23 protein-coding genes are annotated in these 22,465 nt (G+C 70.0%); 14 read left to right on the plus strand and 9 right to left on the minus strand.

The features are described from left to right. The first annotated feature begins 18 nt into the window (after positions 1-18). The 3 genes from Q7X29_RS11950 to Q7X29_RS11960 all read left to right on the plus strand — a co-directional run bounded on the left by Q7X29_RS11950 (position 19) and on the right by Q7X29_RS11960 (position 2,502). Positions 19-1,371: an FAD-binding oxidoreductase gene (locus Q7X29_RS11950; protein WP_218716670.1), complete on the plus strand. Its 1,353-nt coding sequence runs from the start codon at positions 19-21 to the stop codon at positions 1,369-1,371. Between the two features lie 67 nt (positions 1,372-1,438). Next, positions 1,439-2,326: an SPFH domain-containing protein gene (locus Q7X29_RS11955; RefSeq protein ID WP_218716671.1), complete on the plus strand. Its 888-nt coding sequence runs from the start codon at positions 1,439-1,441 to the stop codon at positions 2,324-2,326. 5 nt (positions 2,327-2,331) lie between these two features. After that, positions 2,332-2,502, plus strand: coding sequence for a hypothetical protein (locus tag Q7X29_RS11960; protein WP_218716672.1), 171 nt, complete (start codon positions 2,332-2,334; stop codon positions 2,500-2,502). Positions 2,503-2,510: 8 nt separating this feature from the next. On the opposite strand, the gene Q7X29_RS11965 is transcribed toward Q7X29_RS11960, so the two are convergent. Beyond that, positions 2,511-3,545 carry a helix-turn-helix transcriptional regulator gene (locus tag Q7X29_RS11965; RefSeq protein ID WP_316574082.1) on the minus strand — a complete coding sequence of 345 codons (1,035 nt, stop codon included), beginning with the start codon at positions 3,543-3,545 and terminating at the stop codon, positions 2,511-2,513. Between the two features lie 104 nt (positions 3,546-3,649). Here Q7X29_RS11965 and Q7X29_RS11970 point away from each other — a divergent pair, with 104 nt between their 5' ends. Continuing rightward, positions 3,650-3,943 (plus strand): hypothetical protein, encoded by a 294-nt coding sequence (locus Q7X29_RS11970; protein ID WP_218716674.1) that lies wholly within the window; start codon positions 3,650-3,652, stop codon positions 3,941-3,943. An 87-nt stretch (positions 3,944-4,030) separates the two neighbouring features. After that, on the plus strand, positions 4,031-4,585 hold the full coding sequence (locus Q7X29_RS11975; protein WP_218716675.1) for a hypothetical protein: 555 nt from the start codon (positions 4,031-4,033) through the stop codon (positions 4,583-4,585). Here the strand turns inward: Q7X29_RS11975 and Q7X29_RS11980 are convergent. Beyond that, the gene (locus tag Q7X29_RS11980) at positions 4,582-5,436 is read right to left on the minus strand and encodes a class I SAM-dependent methyltransferase (RefSeq protein ID WP_316574083.1); all 855 of its coding nucleotides are present in this window, start codon (positions 5,434-5,436) and stop codon (positions 4,582-4,584) included. The two genes, Q7X29_RS11975 and Q7X29_RS11980, sit on opposite strands and share 4 nt — an antisense overlap. A gap of 285 nt (positions 5,437-5,721) precedes the next feature. On the opposite strand from Q7X29_RS11980, the gene rpsA reads away from it, so the two are divergent. Together rpsA and Q7X29_RS11990 are read left to right on the plus strand one after the other, a co-directional pair. Continuing rightward, positions 5,722-7,194, plus strand: a complete 1,473-nt coding sequence (gene rpsA, locus Q7X29_RS11985; RefSeq protein WP_218716677.1) for a 30S ribosomal protein S1 — start codon at positions 5,722-5,724, stop codon at positions 7,192-7,194. 127 nt (positions 7,195-7,321) lie between these two features. After that, the gene (locus Q7X29_RS11990) at positions 7,322-8,863 is read left to right on the plus strand and encodes a phospholipase C (protein ID WP_316574084.1); all 1,542 of its coding nucleotides are present in this window, start codon (positions 7,322-7,324) and stop codon (positions 8,861-8,863) included. A gap of 55 nt (positions 8,864-8,918) precedes the next feature. On the opposite strand, the gene Q7X29_RS11995 is transcribed toward Q7X29_RS11990, so the two are convergent. Then, positions 8,919-9,137 carry a hypothetical protein gene (locus Q7X29_RS11995; protein ID WP_218716679.1) on the minus strand — a complete coding sequence of 73 codons (219 nt, stop codon included), beginning with the start codon at positions 9,135-9,137 and terminating at the stop codon, positions 8,919-8,921. A gap of 158 nt (positions 9,138-9,295) precedes the next feature. Here Q7X29_RS11995 and coaE point away from each other — a divergent pair, with 158 nt between their 5' ends. Then, on the plus strand, positions 9,296-10,501 hold the full coding sequence (gene coaE / locus Q7X29_RS12000) for a dephospho-CoA kinase (protein WP_316574085.1): 1,206 nt from the start codon (positions 9,296-9,298) through the stop codon (positions 10,499-10,501). A gap of 119 nt (positions 10,502-10,620) precedes the next feature. Continuing rightward, positions 10,621-11,052, plus strand: a complete 432-nt coding sequence (locus Q7X29_RS12005; protein ID WP_218716681.1) for a hypothetical protein — start codon at positions 10,621-10,623, stop codon at positions 11,050-11,052. A 60-nt stretch (positions 11,053-11,112) separates the two neighbouring features. Here the strand turns inward: Q7X29_RS12005 and Q7X29_RS12010 are convergent, their stop codons facing one another. Together Q7X29_RS12010 and Q7X29_RS12015 are read right to left on the minus strand one after the other, a co-directional pair. Beyond that, positions 11,113-11,613 (minus strand): DUF402 domain-containing protein, encoded by a 501-nt coding sequence (locus tag Q7X29_RS12010; protein WP_374104827.1) that lies wholly within the window; start codon positions 11,611-11,613, stop codon positions 11,113-11,115. A 59-nt stretch (positions 11,614-11,672) separates the two neighbouring features. After that, complete coding sequence (locus Q7X29_RS12015) at positions 11,673-12,293, minus strand: DUF402 domain-containing protein (RefSeq protein ID WP_255587014.1); 621 nt, start codon at positions 12,291-12,293, stop codon at positions 11,673-11,675. A 402-nt stretch (positions 12,294-12,695) separates the two neighbouring features. Between Q7X29_RS12015 and uvrB the strand changes: the two genes are divergently transcribed. Next, entirely contained in the window at positions 12,696-14,876 is a 2,181-nt protein-coding gene (gene uvrB, locus Q7X29_RS12020; protein ID WP_255587015.1) for an excinuclease ABC subunit UvrB, read from the plus strand. A 35-nt stretch (positions 14,877-14,911) separates the two neighbouring features. Here the strand turns inward: uvrB and Q7X29_RS12025 are convergent, their stop codons facing one another. Continuing rightward, the gene (locus tag Q7X29_RS12025; protein ID WP_218716683.1) at positions 14,912-15,379 is read right to left on the minus strand and encodes a VOC family protein; all 468 of its coding nucleotides are present in this window, start codon (positions 15,377-15,379) and stop codon (positions 14,912-14,914) included. A 56-nt stretch (positions 15,380-15,435) separates the two neighbouring features. Here Q7X29_RS12025 and Q7X29_RS12030 point away from each other — a divergent pair, with 56 nt between their 5' ends. From Q7X29_RS12030 to Q7X29_RS12040, 3 genes are all read left to right on the plus strand, one after another. After that, complete coding sequence (locus tag Q7X29_RS12030) at positions 15,436-16,272, plus strand: helix-turn-helix domain-containing protein (RefSeq protein ID WP_316574086.1); 837 nt, start codon at positions 15,436-15,438, stop codon at positions 16,270-16,272. Between the two features lie 127 nt (positions 16,273-16,399). Further along, positions 16,400-16,831: a hypothetical protein gene (locus Q7X29_RS12035; RefSeq protein ID WP_218716685.1), complete on the plus strand. Its 432-nt coding sequence runs from the start codon at positions 16,400-16,402 to the stop codon at positions 16,829-16,831. A 270-nt stretch (positions 16,832-17,101) separates the two neighbouring features. Next, the gene (locus Q7X29_RS12040) at positions 17,102-17,554 is read left to right on the plus strand and encodes a universal stress protein (RefSeq protein ID WP_218716686.1); all 453 of its coding nucleotides are present in this window, start codon (positions 17,102-17,104) and stop codon (positions 17,552-17,554) included. 67 nt (positions 17,555-17,621) lie between these two features. Here the strand turns inward: Q7X29_RS12040 and Q7X29_RS12045 are convergent, their stop codons facing one another. Beyond that, the gene (locus Q7X29_RS12045; protein WP_218716687.1) at positions 17,622-18,002 is read right to left on the minus strand and encodes a cupin domain-containing protein; all 381 of its coding nucleotides are present in this window, start codon (positions 18,000-18,002) and stop codon (positions 17,622-17,624) included. A gap of 11 nt (positions 18,003-18,013) precedes the next feature. After that, positions 18,014-19,447, minus strand: coding sequence for an MFS transporter (locus Q7X29_RS12050; RefSeq protein WP_316574087.1), 1,434 nt, complete (start codon positions 19,445-19,447; stop codon positions 18,014-18,016). A 69-nt stretch (positions 19,448-19,516) separates the two neighbouring features. Between Q7X29_RS12050 and Q7X29_RS12055 the strand changes: the two genes are divergently transcribed. Continuing rightward, positions 19,517-20,185 (plus strand): TetR/AcrR family transcriptional regulator, encoded by a 669-nt coding sequence (locus tag Q7X29_RS12055; RefSeq protein WP_218716537.1) that lies wholly within the window; start codon positions 19,517-19,519, stop codon positions 20,183-20,185. Between the two features lie 9 nt (positions 20,186-20,194). On the opposite strand, the gene Q7X29_RS12060 is transcribed toward Q7X29_RS12055, so the two are convergent. Continuing rightward, on the minus strand, positions 20,195-22,456 hold the full coding sequence (locus tag Q7X29_RS12060) for a HelD family protein (protein ID WP_218716538.1): 2,262 nt from the start codon (positions 22,454-22,456) through the stop codon (positions 20,195-20,197). Between the last annotated feature and the right edge of the window lie 9 nt (positions 22,457-22,465).

The following is a 22,465-nucleotide window of genomic DNA, read 5'->3' on the forward strand; positions in this document are numbered from 1 at the left end:
GACGGCACAGTCGAAGGCATGACCGACAACGCAGCGCAGACCCTCGAATCCCTGCCCTTCACCGGCCCGGTCTTCACCCCGGCCGACCCCGGCTACGCCGAGGAGGTGGCCGGGTTCCAGACCGCCTACACCCATCGCCCCGCCCTCGTCGTCGGCGCGGTGCATGCCGAGGACGTCCGTGCCGCCGTGGAATACGCCGCGCGGCAGGGTCTTCCGGTCGCGGTGCAGGCCACCGGGCACGGGCTCTCGGTGGCGGCCGACCGCGGCGTGCTGATCACGACCCGCCGGATGGACGCCGTCACCGTCGACCCGGGCGCGCGCACCGCGCGCATCGGCGCCGGGGTGCGGGCGGGCGCCCTGATCGAGGCGGCGGCCGCGCACGGGCTGGCGCCGCTCACCGGTTCCTCGCCGTCGGTCGGCGTCGTCGGGTACGTGCTCGGCGGCGGTCTCGGCCTGCTCGCCCGGGAATTCGGTTATGCCGCTGACCATGTGCGCTCGATCGACCTGGTGACCGCCGATGGCCGCAGGCGCACGCTCACCCCCGCCGACGAGCTGTTCGGCGCGGTGCTCGGCTCCGGCGGCAACTTCGGCGTGGTCACCGCGCTGGAGCTCGAACTGGTGCCCGTCACCGAGGTGTACGGCGGCCAGTTGATGTTCGACACCCCGCTGGTCGACACGGCGCTCGAGACGTGGCGGCAATGGACCGCGACGCTGCCCGACACCCTCACCTCGACGATCGCGGTGCTCACCTTCCCGGACATCACCCCGGTGCCGGAACCGTTGCGCGGCAGGCACGTCGCTTCGATCCGGATCGCCTTCGACGGCCCGGCCGAGGAGGGGCAACGGCTCGTCGCCCCGCTGCGCGCGATCGGCGAGCGGATGCGCGACGACCTGCGCGTGCTGCCGTACGCCGAGTCGCACGCCATCCACAGCGATCCGGATTTCCCGCACGCGTACGCCGCGACCAACGCGCTGCTGTCCGAGCTGACCGGCGAGGCGATCGCGGCGCTGCGCGCGCAGACCGCGCCCGGTGGACCCGTCGAGGCCGTCCTCGACATCCGCCACCTGGGCGGGGCGTTGCGGCACGGCGGCGCGGCGGTGGACCACCGCGACGCCGAATTCCTCGTGCGGGTGATCACCGGCGCGCAGGGCGATGCCGCGCCTGCGGGCCTGGCCGCGGTCCGGGAAGCGCTGGCGCCCTGGACGATCGGGCACAGCCTGAACTTCCTCTACGGCGCGGGTGCCGCCGCAAACGCCGCGCAGACCGAGGCGGGCTACGCGCCCGACACCTACGCCCGGCTGGCCACCGCGAAGTCGAACTACGACCCGCGCAACATGTTTCGCTTCAACCGCAACATCGCGCCCGCGTAGCCACGGCTTGTCGATCCGCCCGGTATCTACTATCTTAGTGATATCACTCAGATATCGGGAGGATGTCATGGAGCTGCGGTCCGCATTCCGCGTCAACGGGTTCGTCGTCTTGCTGGGGTGGCTGGTGCTCACCCTGGTGTTCGGCGCCGCCGCCGTGTTCGCGTTCATCGCCGCCACCCAGCACGACGGTGGGGCGCTCGCCTGGGCGGGCGCGGTCGCCGCGGCCGTGGTGGTGCTGGTGCTGGCGGTGCTGGCCACCGGGTTGATCATCGTCAACCCCAACGAGGCCAAGGTCGTCACCTTCTTCGGCCGCTACGTCGGTTCGGTGTCGGACCCCGGGTTCTTCTCGGTGCTCCCGCTCACCGACCGCAAGTCGATCTCGTTGCGGGTGCGCAACTTCGAGACCCAGAAGCTGAAGGTCAACGACGCCGACGGCAATCCGGTCGAGATCGCGGCGGTCGTCGTCTACAAGGTGGTCGACAGCTTCAAGGCCGCCTTCGCGGTCGACGACTACGAGGAGTACGTCGAGACCCAGTCCGAGGCGGCGGTGCGGCACCTGGCCACCACCCACCCCTACGACGCGCACGACGATTCACGGACCAGCCTGCGCGACGGCGCCGAGGTGGCCGAGGAACTCACCGAGGAACTGCGCGCGCGCACCCTCACCGCCGGCATCGAGGTCATCGAGGCCCGGATCACCCACCTGGCCTACGCGCCCGAGATCGCCCAGGCCATGCTGGTCCGCCAGCAGGCCGCCCAGGTGGTCGCCGCGCGCACCCAGATCGTGGAGGGCGCGGTCGGCATGGTCGGCCTGGCGCTGGACCGCCTCGCCGCGGCGGGCACCGTGGAACTCGACGAGGAACGCAAGGCCGCCATGGTCTCGAACCTGCTCGTCGTCCTCTGCGGCGACCGCGCCACCCAGCCGGTCGTGAACACCGGATCCCTCTACGCCTGACCGCCATGACGGTGCCGAAGAAGGAACCCAAGAAGGTCCTGCTGCGGCTCGACCCGGCCGTCCACGAGGCCATCGCCAAGTGGGCGGCCGACGACCTGCGCAGCGTCAACTCCCAGATCGAATACGCCCTGCGCCTGGCCCTCGAGCAGGCAGGCCGCAAGCCGCGATCGACATAGTGGTCGCGTCAGGTGCTGCCGAGGACTCGGGTGAGGAGCCGTTGGCGGGTGCGGGTGGCGGATTTGGCGAGGATGGCTTTGACGTGGTCGTTGACGGTGTGCTCGGACAGGACGAGTTCGGCGGCCAGCTCGCGGGAGTCGAGGCCCGTGGCGAGGAGGGTGAGGACCTGGGATTCGCGGGCCGAGAGGCCGTGCGCGCGGGCGAACAGGTCAAGGCGTTCGGCCGCGGTGCTGGGTTGCAGGGCGACGGCGATCTCGTGGTCGCCGAGGCGATCGGCCTTCACGGTGAGCCAGCGGTTGCCGCCCAGGTGGATGCGGGCCGACGCGGGGCCGATGGGGGTGCCCGCCTCGGCGGCGAGCAGGGCGGCCCCGGCGTTGTAGACCGAGGCGGGGACCGGCGGGATCGGTTCGTCGGGGGGCAGCAGACGGAGCAGGGATTCGGCGGCGGCGGCCGTCTGGGAGCGCACGCGCAAGGCGTCGTCGAGCAGGACGACCGCGGGGCCCAGTGGGGGCAGCTGCGCGTCGGATTCGACGAACCCGGCGCCGACCGTGGCGCGCAGCGCGGTCGAGACGGCCGGCGTCAGGGTGGTGAGTTCGGCGAGTTCGCTTCTGGTGAAAGGGGATTCGTCGACCCGCAGCAGCTCCAGAAAGCCCCAGCAGCCGTAGCGGTCGGCGAAGGTGACGGTGGCCGAATCGGTGACGCCGAGCTCACGCTGGGCGGTGCGCCACAGCAGCGAGCGGTCGGGTTCGCCGCCGGTGGCGTCGAGCAGGGAGTGAGCGCCGGTGCCGCGCAGGGTGTCCCAGCGATTGAGCGGGGTGAGATAACGAGCCCGGATCAGTTCCGGCAGCCGCGCCAGCTCGAGCCCGGGCACATCGGCCAGCGGCGCCGTCGCGACCGCGGTGACCGGGTCGGTGAGCGCGAAGACGTGGCCGGTGAACGGCATCGACAGCCGGATCTCGGCCAACACGAGTTCACGTAGTCGTTTGGCGGCATGATCGGCACGGCACAGCCGGCTCACCCGGTCGGCCAAGGCGCTCGGCACCGGCTCAGTCTACGGCGAAAACCCCCCAGCATCAGGGATGTCGGCCGGGCATCGATCGGGCCCACACTCGAGTCATCCCATTCGACCCGGCCACGGAGGCGATCATGACCACCACCCTGCACATCGACAACACCGTGCGTGACTACGACACCTGGAAGGCGGCCTTCGATCAGTACGATCGCTTCCGCGCCGACCACGGGGTCCGCACCTACCGCGTCGGCCGCGTCGAGGGCGATCCCGGCCGCGTCCTGGTCGACCTCGACTTCGACGACCGCGCCGCCGCCGCGGCGTTCCGCACCGCGCTGGCGCCGGTGCTGGCCACCCCGCGCAGCCGCGCGATGGTGACCGATCACCACTCCTGGCTGGTGGAGTTGGTCGAAGAACGCATTTCCGCCTGAGTCGCGACTTCTCCCGCGCACGGGCACAACCGAACTCGTCCGCGCCGGTAAGTTGTCCCGGTGCCCATCTCGTTCGACATTCCTGGAATGCAGCAGTTGGACAACACGACCTGGGGGAATCCGGCCACTCGTGATGTCGTCGCGTTGACCTATGTCGACGGCGCGCCCGACCTGCCCGCGCGGCTGCACGATCTGCCGCGGCTGCGCAGGCGGCTGGCCGAGCACCACGCCCGCACCGGCTGTCTCATCGAGGCGTTCGTGGTCTGGGTCGACCAGCTGCCCGCGCTGCTGCGCGTGGAGAAGACACAATTGCCGGGCCCGCGGGGCGAGCTCGTCTTCGCCGCCTCGATCGTGGTACCGAAGGATCGGTGCTCCGCGGTGTTCCAGATCATCTGTCCCGAGACCGGGGTGCCCGGGCTGCGGGAGTCCTCGATCGGTGCGCAGGTCCACCGCAGTGAGATGTGCCCGCCCCACCCGTACGCGCCGGGGCTGCGCGGTCGGCTGCCCTATCTGCTGTCCGACGACGTCCGCTTCGACGCCGTGTTCCCCGATCACGCGCTGACCAGGGCTCGCCGCTGGGTCGCCGAAACCGTGCCCAACGTGCGGGTCGACCCGGCCTTCGCGGCGCTGCCCGAGTTCTAGACGCGCGGCTTCTCGGTGATGAAGATGGCGGTGCCGGGGAAGATCTCCCCGCGCAGCGGCGACCACTGACCCCATTCGCGGTCCAGCCACTCCGGCCAGTCGGGTTCGACGATGTCGAGCAGCGTCAGGCCCGCGCCGACGATCTCCCGGACCCGGTCGCCGATGGTGCGATGGTGCTCGACATAGGTGGGCACGCCGTCGCCGTCGACCTCCACATACGGGGTCCGGTCGAAGTAGGGGATGCGCGCGACGAGGCCGTCCTCGCCGGGATCGTCGGGGAAGATCCAGCGCATCGGGTGGTTCACCGAGAACACCCAGCGCCCGCCCGGGCGCAGCACCCGGGCGACCTCGCGCATGACCAGCGCGGAATCGGCGACGAACGGGACACCGCCGAAGGCCGAACAGGCCAGATCGAAGGAGGCGTCGGCGAACGGCAGCGCCTCGGCGCCCCCTTGGACCAGCGGCACCCGCGGCCCGCCCCGCGCCATCGCGGCCACACCTCGCTCGAGCATCCCCATCGACAGGTCCAGCCCGACCGGATGCGCGCCCTGGCCCGCGAGCCAGCGCGAACACGGCGCGGAACCGCAGCCGATCTCGAGCACGGACCTGCCGGTCAGCTCGCCGAGGAAACCCATATCGCCCTCGTGCAGGCCCTCCGGGCACCAGACGAACTCGCCGCCGGGGGAGTCGACGCCGAGGAAGTCGGCGTGGGTCTGGTGGTACTGGTCGGCATCGGCATCCCACCAGCGCCTGCTCGCGCGTTCGCTGTCCGCCGAACCGATCTTGGTCCGGGTGGTCGCGGTGGTTCCCAGCAGCGCGTTGGCCTGCGCATGGCGTTCGTCGTCGGACACGGCGACCAGGGTATCGGCGGGGTGGAGGGGGTGGTTTGCCCGGCTGGACTCGGGTCGCGTACGCTGAGGCACGCGAGTGTCTTTCGAGGAGCGCTGTGCGCCGGGGTTGAATGCGTACGGTATCCGATGACGGAGTCGCCCGTGCTGAGTTCGATCACCAGCAAGTGTGGCGGTCCGTGCGATACTTACCCGGTATCCTTCGTCGCCTCGTCGCGGTGATCTCGCAGCGTACCGAAAGTTCCAATGTCCGCAACCGACCACAATCCGTCCGGAGCAAATCCACATATGCCCACCACCGTCACCTCGCCGCAGGTAGCCGTCAACGACATCGGCTCCGCCGAGGATTTCCTCGCCGCCATCGACGCCACGATCAAGTACTTCAACGATGGCGACATCGTCGAGGGAACCATCGTCAAGGTCGATCGTGACGAGGTCCTGCTCGACATCGGTTACAAGACCGAAGGCGTCATCCCCTCCCGTGAACTCTCCATCAAGCACGATGTCGACCCCAACGAGGTCGTTTCCGTGGGCGATGAGGTCGAGGCCCTGGTTCTCACCAAGGAGGACAAGGAAGGCCGCCTGATCCTGTCGAAGAAGCGGGCGCAGTACGAGCGCGCGTGGGGCACGATCGAGGAGCTCAAGGAGAAGGACGAGGCCGTCAAGGGCACCGTCATCGAGGTCGTCAAGGGCGGCCTGATCCTCGACATCGGCCTCCGTGGCTTCCTGCCCGCCTCGCTCGTCGAGATGCGTCGTGTCCGCGACCTCCAGCCGTACGTCGGCAAGGAGATCGAGGCCAAGATCATCGAGCTCGACAAGAACCGCAACAACGTGGTTCTGTCGCGTCGCGCCTGGCTCGAGCAGACCCAGTCCGAGGTCCGCTCCGAGTTCCTGCACCAGCTGCAGAAGGGCCAGGTCCGCAAGGGTGTGGTCTCCTCGATCGTCAACTTCGGTGCCTTCGTGGACCTGGGTGGCGTCGACGGCCTGGTGCACGTCTCCGAGCTGTCCTGGAAGCACATCGACCACCCGTCCGAGGTCGTCGAGGTCGGCAACGAGGTCACCGTCGAGGTTCTCGACGTCGATCTGGACCGCGAGCGCGTCTCCCTGTCGCTCAAGGCGACCCAGGAAGACCCATGGCGTCAGTTCGCCCGGACCCACGCCATCGGCCAGATCGTGCCCGGCAAGGTCACCAAGCTGGTTCCGTTCGGTGCGTTCGTGCGCGTCGAAGAGGGCATCGAGGGCCTGGTCCACATCTCCGAGCTGGCCGAGCGCCACGTCGAGGTCCCGGACCAGGTTGTCGCCGTCGGCGACGACGCGATGGTCAAGGTCATCGACATCGACCTGGAGCGTCGCCGGATCTCGCTGTCGCTGAAGCAGGCGAACGAGGACTACCACGCCGAGTTCGACCCGTCGAAGTACGGCATGGCCGACAGCTACGACGATGCGGGCAACTACATCTTCCCCGAGGGCTTCGATCCCGAGACCAACGAATGGCTCGAGGGCTTCGACAAGCAGCGTGAAGAGTGGGAAGGCCGCTACGCCGAGGCCGAGCGTCGCCACAAGATGCACACCGCTCAGATGGAGAAGATGGCAGCCGACGCTGCCGCCGAGGCCGCCAACGGCGGTCCCGCCTCGGGCAACTACTCCTCCGAGAGTGGCAGCTCGCAGGCCTCCTCCGGCCCGGCCGAGTCCGCCGGCGGTTCGCTCGCCAGCGACGCGCAGCTCGCGGCTCTGCGGGAGAAGCTCTCCGGCAACGCCTGATTCGGGTAGAGCAGTACCGAAGGCCCTGGTCCACACGGACCGGGGCCTTCGGCCTTTTCCCGGGTCCGGTGGAGTAGTGTCGGCGCCGATCGCTCCGTCCCCTCCTCGGGAAAGGCGCTCCATCGACATGAGTTCTGGTCCCTTCTCCGGCCTCAACCGGCGACAGTTCCTGGCCAAGGCGATGGCCGCCGGCGCCGTGGGAACGCTTGCCTCCTGGGCGAATCCGATCATCGACCGTGCCTTCGCCGCCGACCCCGCCGGGCTGGGCGGGCTCGGCGACATCGAGCACTTCGTGCTGCTCATGCAGGAAAACCGGTCCTTCGACCACTATTTCGGCACCCTGTCGGGGGTGCGGGGATTCGGTGAGGCCTCGGCGTCGTGGCGCCAGTACGGCTGGTCGCCCGGAATCGGGCCCACCGCAGACGGTTTCGTCGAACCGTTCCGGCTCGACACCACCCGTGGCGCTACCCTCGACGGCGAATGCATCAACGACCCCGACCACACCTGGCCGGGTATGCACCAAGCGTTCAACCACGGCCGCAACGACGGCTGGATGCCGATGTCGGTGGCTTCGGTCGGCCCGGCCAACGCCCCCGCGGCGATGGGTTACTACCTGCCCGAAGACATTCCGATCCACACCGAGCTGGCGCAGGCGTTCACCCTCTGCGACAACTACCACTGCTCGGTGCTCGGCCCGACCGACCCCAACCGGCTGTACTGGGTCAGCGCCACCATCGATCCCGACGGGCTGGCCGGTGGCCCGCTGGTGGAGACGCCGACGCTCATCCCCAAGAACGTCTACAGCTGGCGCACCTACCCGGAGAACCTGTCCGAGGCGGGCGTGAGCTGGAAGATCTACAGCAACCGCGATGTCGGGCCGGCCTCGTCGATGATCTTGGACGGCATGATGGGCTGCTTCACCCAGGCCGCCGACCCGAACTCCGAGCCGGCCCGGCGTGGCATCGCGCCGGTGTACCCCAACGACTTCCAGGCCGACGTCGCCGATAACACCCTGCCCGCGGTGTCGTGGGTGGTGCCCTCGGTGCTGCACTGTGAGCACCCGGCCCTGCCCGCCGCGTTCGGCGCGCTCGGGATCGTGCAGCTGCTCGACATCCTGACGTCGAATCCGGCGGTGTGGGAGAAGACCGCGCTGATCATCAGCTACGACGAGAACGGCGGCTTCTTCGATCACGTCGTCCCGCCGACGCCGCCCCCGGGCACGGCCGGGGAGTTCCTGACCGTGCCGCTGGACCGGGTGCCCGCCGCCGGGGGTATCGCCGGGCCGATCGGCCTCGGTTACCGAGTACCGTGCCTGGTGGTCTCGCCCTACAGCCGCGGCGGGCTGGTCGCGTCGCAGACCTTCGACCACACCTCGCAACTGCGGCTGCTGGAAACCCGGTTCGGGGTCGACGTGCCGAACCTGACCGCGTGGCGGCGCGGCGTCACCGGGGACATGACCTCGACCTTCGACTTCGCGGCCGCGCCGAACGCGACGAAGCCGGTGCTGCCCGACCCGCGGCCCAAGGCGGACGCGGCGGTCGCGCAGTGCGGGCCGAACATCGCGGCGGGCACCCTCGGTCAGGGCGCGCCCTATCCGGTGCCGCCGAACACGATGCCGACCCAGCAGCCGGGCAGCAGGCGTGCGCCGAGCGGACTGGTCGGAGTGTGACACGGCGCGGGCCCGGCGATGATCGCCGGGCCCGGTGCGCGCTGTCGCGGGAGAGTCAGCTCGCGGCGGCGGGGACCCAGTAGCCGGCGGCGGCCGCCATGCTGGGCCGTTTGCGCATCGCGGCGAAGCTGTGCCGGGCGGGGGAGATCAGGGCGGTGAACCAGGATCGGCGGTATTCGGCGAGAGTCGCTGCGACAGCGGGGTGTTCGATGCAATGCACACCGCCGGGCATTCCCAGGCGGTGGCGAGCCGTCCGGTGGTCTGTGGTGCCCATGATCATCCTTCGGTAGCTGGAGCTGGCCTTCTCGCCAGCGCGAACATTAATCCACGCGACTCGCCCGACCTCGGATTTGCGCCGGTCGGCGCCTGGGCGTGTCGGAAAGAATCCGAGGCCGGGGACCACACGGCGCGGCGTCTGCGAGACTGGGCCCCATGTTGCGGATCGGCCTCACCGGAGGCATGGGAGCGGGTAAATCCACAGTGGCGCGGACCCTGGTCGAGTGCGGGGCGGTGCTGATCGACTCCGACGCGATCGCCCGCGAGGTCGTCGCGCCCGGCACGCCGGGCCTGGCCGCGCTGGTCGAGGCGTTCGGATCGGGCATTCTCGCCGCCGACGGCAGTCTCGACCGGCCCGCGCTGGCCGCGGTCGCCTTCGCCGACGACGAGTCCCGGGGCAAACTCAACGCGATCACGCATCCGCTGGTCGGCGCGCGCACCGCCGAGCTGATCGGCGCGGCGCCGGAGCAGGCCATCGTCGTGCAGGACATTCCGCTGCTCGTCGAGAACGGGCTGGCCCCGCTCATGCAGCTGGTCCTGGTGGTCGGCGCCGAGATCGAGACCCGGCTGCGCAGGCTGGTGGAGCAGCGCGGGGTGGCCGAGGCCGACGCGCGCACCCGGATCGCCGCGCAGGCCACCGACGAGCAGCGGCACGCGGTCGCCGACGTGTGGCTGGACAACAACGGCGCCCCCGAGATCGTCGAGGCCCAGGTGCGCGCGCTGTGGACCGAGCGACTGGTGCCGTTCGAACGCAATCAGCGCGAGGGCGTCCGCGCCGGCGCCCCCTACCGGCTGGTGCCCGCCGATCCGGACTGGGCCGCCCAGGCCCGCCGGATCATCGCCCGGCTGCACCTGGCGTGTGGCGCGTCGGCGGTGCGGATCGACCACATCGGCTCGACCGCGGTGCACGGTCTGCCCGCCAAGGACATCATCGACATCCAGGTGACGGTGGCCGACCTGGCCACCGCCGAGTCGCTGGCCGACGCGCTGGCCGGGGCCGGGTTCCCACTCGCGCCGTCGGTCACCCACGACAACCCGAAGCCCACCCCCGGCGACCCCGATGGCACCGACCTGGCTCGCTGGGGCAAGCGCCTGCACGGCAATGCCGATCCGGCCCGTCCGGCGAATATCCATCTGCGCGTGCAGGATTCGCCCGGCCAGCAGTTCGCGCTCGCGTTGCGGGACTGGCTGCGCCAGGACGAGGACGCGCGTGCGGCGTATCTGGTGATCAAGCGCGAGGCCGAGCAGGCGGCGGCGGGCAAGACCGGGGAGGCGGCGGCGCAGGCGTACTACGCGGTGAAGGAACCGTGGTTCGACGCGGTCTATCCGGTGGTCACCGAGTGGGCTGGGGCGCGCGTCTGACCCGAGACCAATCTGTTAAACATCAATGTTTCAAAAAGTGGCCGAACGGCGTCGCGCGCTGGGTACATTGTGCCGAGTCACCAGCCGGTGACTCGGTTCACAGGGAAGTTGTAGCGCGTATGACAACACATCACCGTCAGTTCGGCCGTGCGGGCTTCGGCATCACCGCACTCGGCGCCGTCGCCGCCAGCGTCGTGCTGGCCGCACCGCAGGCCTCGGCGTGGGTCGGCAACCTCACCGTGGCTGGGTCCGACCACAAAGTCGGATGCAGCTACAAGCTGACCGCCAGCGTCGAGGTCGATCGGCTGACCTCGGTGAAGTTCACCGACAACGGCGTCGACATCCCGGGCAGCCCGGTGTCGCCGTCGCTGCTCTCGGGCACGGTGAGCATCACCTGGAAGCCCACCACGGCGGGACAGCACAAGCTCGAGGCGCGGCAGCTGCTGATCAGCGACTCGATCACCGTCACCGTGGGCGAGGCGGCCGCGACCGGCAGCGCGGGCTGCGGCGGCGGCCTGGCGGATCTGTTCCCGAGCCTGTCGGCCGGCTGATCCTCCCCGAGCGGAAACCGCCCCGATCTCACTACCGGAGGTCGGGGCGGTTTCGTCGTTTCAGCGCCAGGTCAGGGTCATGCCACGGGTGGCCAGCCAGGCCTCGAGCGAGTGCCCGTGCGCGGCCATCCCGTCGATCGCGGCGGTCGCGTGCTCGATCGCGGCCTGGCAGTCCGCCGCGTCGAGCAGGCCGTCGGCGTGCGCGGCCAGCAGCTCGTCGACATCGACCAGCTCGACCTCGCGGCCCGTGCGCACCAGCAGATCCAGGTAGTGATCGACCGACTTCCACAGCGTGGCCGACTCGCGGGTGAACGCCCCGACATCGACGTAGACGTCCTGCCAGCGCTCCACCCCCGGATTGTGGTGGAACTTCGTCGCCCGCAGCGAGAGCTCGGGCAGCACCCACGATTCCAGGTAGTGGAAATTCGGATGGTCGGAGTGCCTGCCCATGTACAGGCCCCACGGTTGCTCCCGGTAGACCTCCACCGGCCGGACGAACCCCTTCGGATCGGTGTTCGTCCGCGCCGCGACGTCGAAGTACTCGATCTTGGGCGGATGCACGTGCACGGTGGAAGCCTGCGTCATGACCGGAAAATCTACCGGTGGCCGGCCGGGCCCGCTCACATCCAGGTCAGGGTGATCTCCCGCGAGCGCAACCACTGCTCGACATCGTGGTCGTTGGCGGCGAGGCCGTCCAGGACGGCCGCGGCCCGGGCGAAGGCGCGATCGGCCTGGGCGGTGTCGACGTGACCCGCGGCGTGGGCGGCCAGCAGCTCGCCCGCACCGCGCAGGGTCGCCGACCGGCCGCGGCGGACCGCGATGTCGAGGAAGTAGTCGGTGGCCTGCCAGCGTTTGGGCCCGACCTGGACGAACTCGACGATGTCGAGGACGTAGTCGTGACTGCGGTGGTGGCCGGGGCGATCGTGCTCGATGGTGGCGCGCACGGCGGGTCCGGGCAGCAGCCAGGACTCCTCGTAGCGGCCGCGCGGCCGGTCGACGGTGCGGGCGAGGTAGACGCCCCACGGCTGCACCTCGTACCGGTCGACGGGCCGGATGTAGCCCTTGGCGTCGGTGCTGGTGAGTTCTGCCACGTCGAAGTACTCGACGCGGGGGCGGCCCGGCGGCGGCGCGGTGGGGGTGGTGACCGGCGGCGGCTGCGGGCCGCGGATCTCCCGTGCGAAGTATCCCGCGAATCCGGTGACCGCCGGAGCCGCGACGAGCAGAGGAAGCAGTGCGCTCATGGCCTTGTCCTTCACCACGTGCCGATGATCAACTCAGGGTACGCCCGGATGTGCGTCACGCGCCGTGTCTGCTGGACCACATCGCTGTGAATATCCTTGGGACATGGGACTTTTCGGACATCGCTGCCGAATGCTCCGAAGTTGCGGTGGCGCGGCTGGATGATCGCGGGCACGGGTCGGACCAGGCGATGTGCTCGCGCGCCTGGGGTCGCCACGATGCTGCGGGCCGCGCGCGGCCCGGCGTCCGCGCAGGTGAGCGGCTTCGCCGCTGAGCAGAAGTTCATCCGAACGACACCGGGCCCACGAGCGCTGCCTCGGCGTGGCGCACGCGTGTCGCCGGATCGGCGCCGGTGTGCGTGCTGTCCGCGCGACTTGTCGGTGGTCGGGCCTAACCTGGTGGGCATGGCATTCGCAACCGAGATCCCGACGGAAGGGTACGAGGAGCGGGGGCACCCGCTGGCTCATTCCGAGCACCGCCCTGTCGGCACCATCGAGCGTGCGGGCGGGCAGTTCGAGGTGGTCAGCGAGCACAAGCCCGCCGGTGACCAACCCGCCGCCATCGCCGAGCTGGAACGGCGGATCACCGCGGGGGAGAAGGACGTCGTCCTGCTCGGTGCCACCGGCACCGGCAAGTCGGCGACCACCGCGTGGCTGATCGAGAAGCTGCAGCGGCCCACGCTGGTGATGGCGCCCAACAAGACCCTCGCCGCCCAGCTGGCCAACGAGCTGCGGGAGATGTTGCCGCACAACGCGGTCGAGTATTTCGTCTCTTACTACGACTACTACCAGCCCGAGGCGTACATCGCCCAGACCGATACCTACATCGAGAAGGACAGCTCGATCAACGACGACGTCGAGCGCCTGCGACACTCGGCGACCTCGAGCCTGCTCTCGCGCCGTGACGTCGTCGTGGTCGCCTCGGTGTCGTGCATCTACGGCCTCGGCACCCCGCAGTCGTACCTGGACCGCTCCGTGCAGCTCGATGTCGGCGGCGAGATCGACCGTGACGCGCTGCTGCGCCTGCTCGTCGACGTGCAGTACACCCGCAACGACATGGCGTTCACCCGCGGCTCGTTCCGGGTGCGCGGTGACACCGTCGAGATCATCCCGTCCTACGAGGAGCTGGCGGTCCGCATCGAGTTCTTCGGTGACGAGATCGAGGCGCTGTACTACCTGCACCCGCTCACCGGTGACGTCGTCCGCCAGGTCGACTCGCTGCGCATCTTCCCCGCCACCCACTACGTCGCGGGTCCGGAGCGGATGGAGCGCGCGGTCGCCGACATCGAGGCCGAACTGGCCGCGCGGCTGGCCGAATTGGAGAAGCAGGGCAAGCTGCTCGAGGCGCAGCGGTTGCGCATGCGCACCGAATACGACCTCGAGATGATCCGCCAGGTCGGGTTCTGCTCCGGCATCGAGAACTACTCGCGCCACATCGACGGCCGTCCGGCCGGGTCGGCGCCGGCCACCCTGCTGGACTACTTCCCCGACGACTTCCTGCTCGTCATCGACGAGTCGCATGTCACCGTGCCGCAGATCGGCGGCATGTTCGAGGGTGACATGTCGCGCAAGCGCAACCTGGTCGAGTTCGGTTTCCGGTTGCCGTCGGCGGTCGACAACCGCCCGCTGACCTGGGAGGAGTTCGCCGATCGGATCGGTCAGGCGGTCTATCTGTCGGCGACACCGGGCCCGTACGAGCTGGGCCAGGTGGGTGGCGAGGTCGTCGAGCAGGTCATCCGCCCGACCGGCCTGGTCGACCCGCAGGTGGTGGTGAAGCCGACCAAGGGCCAGATCGACGATCTGGTGCACGAGATCCGCCAGCGCACCGAGCGCGACGAGCGCGTGCTGGTCACCACCCTCACCAAGAAGATGGCCGAGGACCTCACCGACTACCTGCTCGGCCTCGGCGTGCGGGTGCGCTACCTGCACTCCGAGATCGATACCCTGCGCCGGGTGGAGCTGCTGCGCCAGCTGCGGCTGGGCGAGTACGACGTGCTCGTCGGCATCAACCTGCTGCGCGAGGGCCTCGACCTGCCCGAGGTGTCGCTGGTGGCGATTCTGGACGCCGACAAGGAAGGCTTCCTGCGGTCGAGCACCAGCCTCATCCAGACCATCGGCCGCGCGGCGCGCAACGTCTCCGGTGAAGTGCACATGTACGCGGACAAGATCACCGATTCGATGCGGCACGCGATCGACGAGACCGATCGCCGCCGCGCCAAGCAGGTCGCCTACAACGAGGCCAACGGCATCGACCCGCAGCCGCTGCGCAAGAAGATCGCCGACATCCTGGATCAGGTGTACCTGGAGGCCGACGACGAGGTCGCCGTCGGCGGATCGGGTCGCAATGTCAGCCGCGGCAGGCGCGCCCAGGGCGAGCCCGGCCGGGCCGTCAGCGCGGGCATCTACGCCGAACGCGACGTGAAGTCCATGCCGCGCGCCGAGCTGGCCGACCTGGTCGCCTCCCTCACCGATCAGATGATGAACGCCGCCCGCGAACTGCAATTCGAGCTCGCGGGCCGCCTGCGCGACGAGATCGCCGACCTGAAGAAGGAACTACGCGGCATGGACGCCGCGGGCCTGAGCTGATCATGCCCACCGCGCCACCCCGGCGACGCCGACCGCTAACTCGATTCCGCCATCCAGGCGGCGATGCGGCGGTCGGCTTCCTCCCGCGTCATCTCCTCGATGCGGGTGATCACCGCCCACCGGTGGCCGAACGGGTCGATGACCACGCCGAACCGCTCGCCGTTGACGAAGGTCTGCGGCTGTTCGGCGGTGCGGGCACCGTGGGCGACCGCGCGGGCGATCACGGCATCGACATCGGGGCAGTAGTGCACGATCGAGGTGTGCACCCAGTCCTCGGGTGCGCGAACGTTGTTGTCGGGCATGGGCATACCCAGTTGCAGCGTGGAATCGCCGATCAGCAGTTCGGCGTGCGCGGGCTGCCCGTCGGGCAGATCGGCCCGGCTGAGCACCTTCGCGCCGAAGACCTCGGTGTAGAAGGCGATGGCGGCGTTGCCGTCGGGCACGGCCAGGAAACAGGTGATGGAGTGGTAGCCCTCCGGAACGGGCGCAACGGGATCGGTCATGTCTTCGATCCTGGTCGGCCGGTGGCCGCCGATCTTGTAAGAAAGCGACAGATCCGATGACGCGGCCGGATCCCGCCGATATGAAGGGCATTCTGCATCCGGGGGAGCAGGCCAGGCATCGATCGCTGGACCGGCTGGCGGTCGGGCCCGCGCTGGCCGGGTTCGCCGACCGGTACTGGATCGTGCGCTGGGATCTGCGGGGTAAGCCCGCGTATCGCGCCGAGGTGTTGTCGTTCCCGTGCGTGAACGTCACCTTCGAGCGCAGCACCACGCGCACGGGCGGCTTCGTCAACGGGGTGAGTACCAGGAAATACGTGCGCGAACTCGACGGCGAGGGGGAGACCTTCGGCCTCCGGTTCCGGCCCGGTGGGTTCGGTGCCTTCACCGGCATGGATGTCGGTGCGCTGCGTGATGATTCGGCCCCCCTGGCCGAGGTGTTGCCCGCCGCGGCGGGACTGGCCGACCTCGTGCTGGCGGAGTCCTCCGACGCGGCGCGGGTGGCGATCGTCGAGGACTTCTTCGCCGGGCGGGGTCTCGCCGACGACCCGCACTACGCGCTGGTGTCGCGGATCGTCGCCGCGATGGCGGCCGATCCCGCGCTCACCCGGGTCGACCAGGTGACCGATCGCTTCGCGGTCCCCATCCGGACGTTGCAGCGGCTGTTCCGCCGGTATGTCGGGGCCGGGCCGAAATGGGTGCTGTGCCGATTCCGGTTGCAGGACGCCGCGGATCTGCTCGCGCGCGGCGACAGACCCGATCTGGCGAGTCTGGCCGCCGACCTCGGCTATTTCGATCAGGCCCATTTCAGTAGGGAATTCACCGCCGAGATCGGGATGTCACCGTGGGAATACGCGCGTAAAGCGCAGGCGAGTGCGGTACCCACGCCGGGCTGACGCGCTGTCGAGACCCCAGAAATCGGGTATCTGAAATATTGTCGTTTCGGCGGGGAACGGCGGTGTCCGTGGATAGTCTCAGCGCATTCGCAGCGGTCGCTGCTGCTGGAGAGTGAGGACATCGACGGTGACAACATCTTTCCGCCCGAGCACCCGGCTGGGTCTGGCCGGCTCCGGTCTCGCCACGGTCCTGGCGACGGCCGCGCTGGTCGCGCCGTTCGCGCACGCCGACTCGACCCAGCGCGTCGCGGTCGAGGGCTCCGATCAGCAAGCCGGCTGCTCGTACACGGTCACCGCGGTCAACGTCGTCGGCTACAGCAGTGGCGACTCCGGTGCCGACGTGACGTTCTACGACAACGGCGCGGTGATCGGCACCGTGGAGGTGCCCGCCATCGGCACCACCGCCACGTCCTGGCGGCCCGCCACCGCCGGGCAGCACGAACTGACCGCGAAAGTCGTCGGCATCAGCACTCGGTGGATCGTGCCGACCACGGTGACCGTCGCGCCCTCGACCGGTACCGGAAGCGCCGCCTGCGGACTGCCCAGTTTTTCCGGCTGATGTGAGCAAAGTCCCAGCCGCGCAGGCGCGTTGATTGTGTTGTGATAGGCCACAGTTTCCGCGAGTCGCGGTCTGGTTGTCGCAGGTGAATCTTCGCGACTGTCGCGAAGAGCACCGGCAGGGTGCCGACCGGTGTCAACACTCCCGATGTGATCTGTTGCGATTTGTCGATAAATCGGCCTGTTTTGGCGTTAGGGTCGACCCAATTGCCGCGCTGACGCTCGATTCCCGGGTTTGGTCGGTGCTGGCACCGACCAAGTTGGAGGAGAGATGACCGCCTACCGGACCATTGTCGTCGGTACTGATGGCTCGGATTCGTCGTACGTCGCCGTGGAGAAGGCCGCAGCGCTCGCCGGCGACGCGGACGCGACTCTCGTGCTGGCCTGTGCCTACTTCCCGACCGACGATCGCGACGTCGCCGCCGCGGCCGACGTGCTCAAGGACGAGGCCTACCAGGTGCGTGGCTCGGCGCCGACCAACGAGATCCTGCATGTAGCCCGGGAGAAGGCGGTGGCCGCCGGGGCGAAGAACATCGTCGAGCGCGCCATCGTCGGCGAGCCGGTCGATTCGCTGCTCGACCTGGTCAACGAGACCAAGGCCGATCTGCTGGTCGTCGGCAACCGGGGCCTGAACACCCTGACCGGCCGCCTGCTGGGCTCGGTGCCCTCGGATGTGGCCCGCAAGTCGCGCTCGGACGTGCTGATCGTGCACACCGTTCGCTGATTTCGTTCGATCACGACCTCGAGGGCGCTGCTTCGGCAGCGCCCTCGAGTGTTTTCCGGCGGAGCGGTCAGCGTTCGACCGGCTCCTGCCTTGTGCCGCCACGCAATCCGATCGACACGATGTCGGACGGTTCGTCGAGTTCGATCCGGTGCCAGCGGTGCCGCGGCACCAGGAACGCGGTGCCGGCCGTCAGCCGCACGGCGGTCTCCGGTGCGCCCGGCGACTCGGGGCGCAGATACAGGCGCAGCGCGCCGCGCAGGCAGCACACCGCCTCGTCGCCGGCGGGATGCATCTCCCAGTGATCGGCGTGGACGTCGGCATCGGAGTCGACGTGGAAGGCGGCCAGCTGCCAGCCGCCGTCGTCGGCGGCCATGCGGCGCTCGCCGGCTTCGACGGTGCCGTCGGGCCGCAATCGCAGGGCGCGGTCGAACAGGTCGATGGGGGACATCGGCTTTCCTTTCACTGTGCTGCCGCGGGAAGGTCCTCGCGGACAGTGGTTTTCGTGCGGTCGGGGCCGGGGAGAACGAGGACGGCGATCGCCGCGGCCGCGACGAAGAGCAGGGCGGCGATCCCGAGCGCGAAGGCGTAGCCGCTGTTGAGTGCCGCCGCGTCGGTGCCCGCGCCGGACCTGGCGGCGGCGAAGGTAGCCAGCGCCGCGACGCCGACGCTGCCACCGAGTTGGCGGGCGCTGTTGAACACCCCGGAGGCCATCCCGGCATCGCCCGGCGCGACGGCGGTGACGGCGGCCGCGGCGACCGGGGCCAGGCACAGGCCGAGTCCGAAACCGCCCACGATCGAGGGGCCGAGCACGTCGGCGAGGAAACTGCCGTCGGGACTGATCGCGGCCAACCAGCCGATCCCGGTGGCGGTCAGCAGCGCGCCGCCGATCAGTAGCGGGCGCGGCGATCGGTGGGCGCCGACCCGGGTCGCGACCAGCGTGCCGACGATGACACACAGCGAGAACGGGACGAAGGCCGCGCCGGTGGCGCCCGCGCTCATCCGCAGGACACGCTGCATGTACAGCGACACGAGGTAGAACGCCGAGAACTGGCCCGCGGCGGCGCACAGGACGAACAGGTTGCCGCCGAGTACCCAGCGGTTGCGCAGCAGTCCGAACCGGAGCAGTGGGTGGCGAACCTGCCTTTCCGCGAGGGCGAAGCCGATCAGCAGGGCCGCGGCCACCGCCAGTGTCGCGCCGGTGTCGGCCGAGATCCACCCGTGCCGATCGGTGCGGACGATGCCGGTGATGAGCACGCCGACGCCGCCGGTGGCCAGCGCGGCGCCGATGAGGTCGAGTCGGCCTGCGCCGGTCGACGGCCGGTCGGCGGGCACACCCGCGGCGGTGGCCAGCAGCGCGACCGCGACGATCGGCAGATTGATCAGCATCACCCAGCGCCAGTCGGCGTACTCGGTGAGCACGCCGCCGACGAGGATGCCCAGTGCTCCGCCCGCCGCGTTCACCCCGCCCCACACGCCCAGCGCGCGGACGCGGGCGGGCCCCTCGGGGAACGCCGTGGTGAGCGTGGCCAGGGCGGCGGGCGCCACCGCGGCCGCCGCGATGCCCTGCGCGGCGCGCGCGGCCACCAGCTGCCACGGCGCCTGCGCGAGCCCGCCCGCCAGCGAGGCGATGCCGAAGGCGACCAGCCCCGCCGTGAACAGTCGGCGGCGGCCGTACAGATCGCTCGCCTTGCCGCCGAGCAGGAGGAAGCCGCCGAAGGTCAGGGCGTAGATGTGCACCACCCAGGCCAGGTCCAGTGGGGCGAAGCCGAGCGCGTCCCCGATGGCGGGCAGCGCGACGTTCATCACGGCCATGTCGAGGGCGACCATGAACTGCGCGACGCCCACGGCGGTGAGTACGGCGCGGGGATGCGGCGGCGACGAGTTTTTATACATGTATAAAAACTAACCGCACCGGCGGCCCCGTGTCCATACCCCCGCCGTCGGATGGGTCAAGATGGACCCATGCCGACACCGTCCTCGCAGCCCGCACGTACCGGCAGACCGGCGCGCCTGACCCGTGGCGACATCGTCGCCGCCGCGCACGCGGTGATCGAGACCGACGGCGTCGAGAAACTGACCATGCGCAGGCTCGCCGGTGCGCTGGAGTGCACCCCGATGGCCCTCTACCACCACGTCCGCGACAAGGACGAGCTGCTGCGCCTGCTCCTCGACGACTACGCCGACGGCATCACCTGGCCCGCGCTGCCCGACGATCCCCGGCAGCGGATCCTGGTGGCCGCCACCGCGATGTACGACGCGCTCGCGGCGCACGCCTGGATCGTGGAGGTGCTGGTGAACGGCGATCTGTTCGGCCGCTCGGCCCTGTGGGTACCCGAGACGATCATCGACGCCGCCATCGCCGCGGGGCTGAACATCGACCGCGCGGTGGCCGCCTACCGCGCCATCTGGCACTACACCGCGGGCGATCTGATCGTCACCGGCCGCTCGGCCCGCCGCGCCGCGCAGGGCCCCACCTATCGCGCCGAGGTCTTCGCGAACCTCGACCCCGACGCGATGCCGCGACTGGCCGAAGTCGGTTCCCGCTGGACCGAATTCGACGCCGTGAGCACCTACGCGACCGGGCTGGACGCGCTGGTCACCGGCCTGCTGGCCGAGGCCGATCGCGACTGAGGGGCGCGCCTAGCCGAGCGCGGACAGCACCTCGGGCAGCTTGTCGGCGTGCACGACCGCCAGGCGCTGGGTCGCACGGGTCAGCGCCACGTAGAGGTCGTTGAGCCCGCGCGGCGACTCGTCCAGGATCGCCTGCGGTTCCACCAGATACACCCGGTCGAACTCGAGACCCTTGGCATCGTGCACGGTCAGAACCTGCACCGATTCCCCGGCCAGCGTGGACAGCTCGGGGACGAGCGCGGCCGGCGCGAGGACCGCGCTGGTGCCGGGACCGTGCTCGGCCTCGAGCAGCCGCGCCACCTCGCCGGCCAGCTCGGCGGGCCGAACCCGGTAGGCCCGGGGCGGATTGCCGGTCTCGCGGACCGAACGCGGCACCCGCACGCCGGGGTCGATCGCAGCCAGCACATCGGCGGCCACGGCCATGATCTCGGCGGGGGTGCGGTAGTTGACGGTCAGCTCGGTGAGCTTCCAGCGTTGCGCCACATACGGTTCCAGCACCCGCTGCCACGACGACGCGCCCGCCGGATCGCCGGTCTGGGCGACGTCGCCGACCACGGTGATCCACCGGTTCGGAATGCGCCGCATCACCATGCGCCAGGCCATCTGCGACAGTTCCTGCGCCTCGTCGACGATCACGTGACCGTAGGTCCAGGTGCGGTCGCCCGCCGCGCGCTCGGCGGTGGTCTGCCGGTTGCCGAACTCCTGGCGCTGGGCCAGCTGGGAGGCGTCGATGAGGTCGTAGGCCATGAGGATCTCGGGGTCGAGTTCGTCCTCGATGTCCTGGGGCGCGGAGCCGGTGAGGATGTCGAGGGCGTCCTGCGCCTCGGCCAGCTGGGCGCGCCAGCGGCGGCGGGCGCGTTCGCGTTCCTCGGTGTCGTCCACGCCGAGCAGCTCGGCGAGTTCGTCGAGCAGCGGGGCGTCGGCGGCGCCGAACGTGCCGTCGTCGTTGCGGACCAGCTCGGCCCGGTCCTCGGCGCTGAGAGTCTTGGCGGCGCGGTCGAGCCGGGCCGGGTCGGCCAGCAGGTCGGCCAGCACCTCCTGCGGGGACAGGATCGGCCAGAGCGCGCTGATCGCGGCCTGGACCTGCGGGTCGGCGCGCATCTCGTCGCCGATCTCGGTGAGGTCGGCCGAGCTGAGCAGGCTGGTCCCGCCGGACAGGTCGGCGCCCATCGTCGCGGCCAGCTGATCGGTGAGCGCGTCGATCACCGAGGACGCGAAGATCGGCCTGGCCAGGTTGTGCGGGCGGCGCGAGGACCTGGCCCGGCCCCTGGCCTTGGTCGCGATCTTGCGATCCAGCGTCACCGGATAGCCGTCGAAGGTGAGTCGTACGGGTTCGGCCGGCACCTCCTGGCGATCGCGCACCGCCTGCTTGAGCACCTCGAGCATGTCGAGGGAGCCCTTGATCTCGCCGGCGCGCAGGGTGTCCTCGCGCACGGCCTTCACCCCGGGATACAGGTCGCCGATGGTCGACAGCAGCACGCCGGTCTCACCGAGCGAGGGCAGCACCTGGCCGATGTAGTCGAGGAAGGTCGCGTTCGGGCCGATGATCAGCACGCCGCTCTTGGCCAGCTGCTGCCGGTAGGTGTACAGCAGGTAGGCGGCGCGGTGCAGCGCGACCGCGGTCTTGCCGGTACCCGGCCCGCCCTGGACCACCAGCACACTCTTGTGCTCGGAGCGGATGATCGCGTCCTGCTCGCTCTGGATGGTCTCGACGATGTCGTTCATGTGGCCGGTGCGAGCGGCGTTGAGCGCCGACAGCAGCGCGCTCTCGCCGCCGACCCCGTCGTCGGTGCCGACCGCGCCGTCGCGCTCGGCGGCCCGCAGGTCCAGGTACTCGTCGGTGATCGCGGTGACCGCCCGGTTGCGCGAGCGGATGTGCCTGCGCCGGACCACGTCCTCGGGATTGGCGGTGGTCGCCAGGTAGAACGGGCGGGCCAGGGGAGCGCGCCAGTCCAGCAGCAGCGGCTCGTAGTCGTTGTCCTCGTCGAGGATGCCGAGCCTGCCGATGTAGCGGGCCTCGGGCTCGTCGCCGTCCAGATCGATCCGGCCGAAGCACAGACCGTGCTCGGCGGCGTCGTATTTGGCCAGGTCCTCGCTGTAGAGCTGGGTGAACGACTCGCGCTCACTGCGTGCCTGCGGGGTGCCGCCGGACTCCAGCAGCACGGTCTTGAGCCGGTTCTGCGCGTAGTCGCGCATGCCGTCGAGCCGGTCGTAGAGCACCGAGAGGTACTGCTGTTCCGCGGCGCGATCATCGGCGAGGCGGTCGGGCAAAACAGGACT

The organism is Nocardia canadensis (assembly GCF_032656385.1).
Taxonomy (GTDB): Bacteria; Actinomycetota; Actinomycetes; order Mycobacteriales; family Mycobacteriaceae; genus Nocardia; species Nocardia canadensis.

Excerpts from the sequence above, each read along its gene's own strand:
- Q7X29_RS12045 (WP_218716687.1), bottom strand. The coding sequence starts at position 18,002 with ATGTCCCCCATCGACCTGTTCGACCGCGCCCTGCGATTGCGGCCCGAC.
- Q7X29_RS11970 (WP_218716674.1), top strand. The coding sequence starts at position 3,650 with ATGACCACCACCCTGCACATCGACAACACCGTGCGTGACTACGACACC.
- Q7X29_RS12055 (WP_218716537.1), top strand. The coding sequence starts at position 19,517 with ATGCCGACACCGTCCTCGCAGCCCGCACGTACCGGCAGACCGGCGCGC.
- Q7X29_RS11995 (WP_218716679.1), bottom strand. The coding sequence starts at position 9,137 with ATGGGCACCACAGACCACCGGACGGCTCGCCACCGCCTGGGAATGCCC.
- uvrB (WP_255587015.1), top strand. The coding sequence starts at position 12,696 with ATGGCATTCGCAACCGAGATCCCGACGGAAGGGTACGAGGAGCGGGGG.
- Q7X29_RS12005 (WP_218716681.1), top strand. The coding sequence starts at position 10,621 with ATGACAACACATCACCGTCAGTTCGGCCGTGCGGGCTTCGGCATCACC.
- Q7X29_RS11955 (WP_218716671.1), top strand. The coding sequence starts at position 1,439 with ATGGAGCTGCGGTCCGCATTCCGCGTCAACGGGTTCGTCGTCTTGCTG.
- Q7X29_RS11950 (WP_218716670.1), top strand. The coding sequence starts at position 19 with ATGACCGACAACGCAGCGCAGACCCTCGAATCCCTGCCCTTCACCGGC.
- Q7X29_RS12015 (WP_255587014.1), bottom strand. The coding sequence starts at position 12,293 with ATGAGCGCACTGCTTCCTCTGCTCGTCGCGGCTCCGGCGGTCACCGGA.
- Q7X29_RS11975 (WP_218716675.1), top strand. The coding sequence starts at position 4,031 with ATGCAGCAGTTGGACAACACGACCTGGGGGAATCCGGCCACTCGTGAT.
- rpsA (WP_218716677.1), top strand. The coding sequence starts at position 5,722 with ATGCCCACCACCGTCACCTCGCCGCAGGTAGCCGTCAACGACATCGGC.
- coaE (WP_316574085.1), top strand. The coding sequence starts at position 9,296 with ATGTTGCGGATCGGCCTCACCGGAGGCATGGGAGCGGGTAAATCCACA.
- Q7X29_RS12030 (WP_316574086.1), top strand. The coding sequence starts at position 15,436 with ATGACGCGGCCGGATCCCGCCGATATGAAGGGCATTCTGCATCCGGGG.
- Q7X29_RS11990 (WP_316574084.1), top strand. The coding sequence starts at position 7,322 with ATGAGTTCTGGTCCCTTCTCCGGCCTCAACCGGCGACAGTTCCTGGCC.
- Q7X29_RS12040 (WP_218716686.1), top strand. The coding sequence starts at position 17,102 with ATGACCGCCTACCGGACCATTGTCGTCGGTACTGATGGCTCGGATTCG.
- Q7X29_RS12025 (WP_218716683.1), bottom strand. The coding sequence starts at position 15,379 with ATGACCGATCCCGTTGCGCCCGTTCCGGAGGGCTACCACTCCATCACC.
- Q7X29_RS11960 (WP_218716672.1), top strand. The coding sequence starts at position 2,332 with ATGACGGTGCCGAAGAAGGAACCCAAGAAGGTCCTGCTGCGGCTCGAC.
- Q7X29_RS12050 (WP_316574087.1), bottom strand. The coding sequence starts at position 19,447 with ATGTATAAAAACTCGTCGCCGCCGCATCCCCGCGCCGTACTCACCGCC.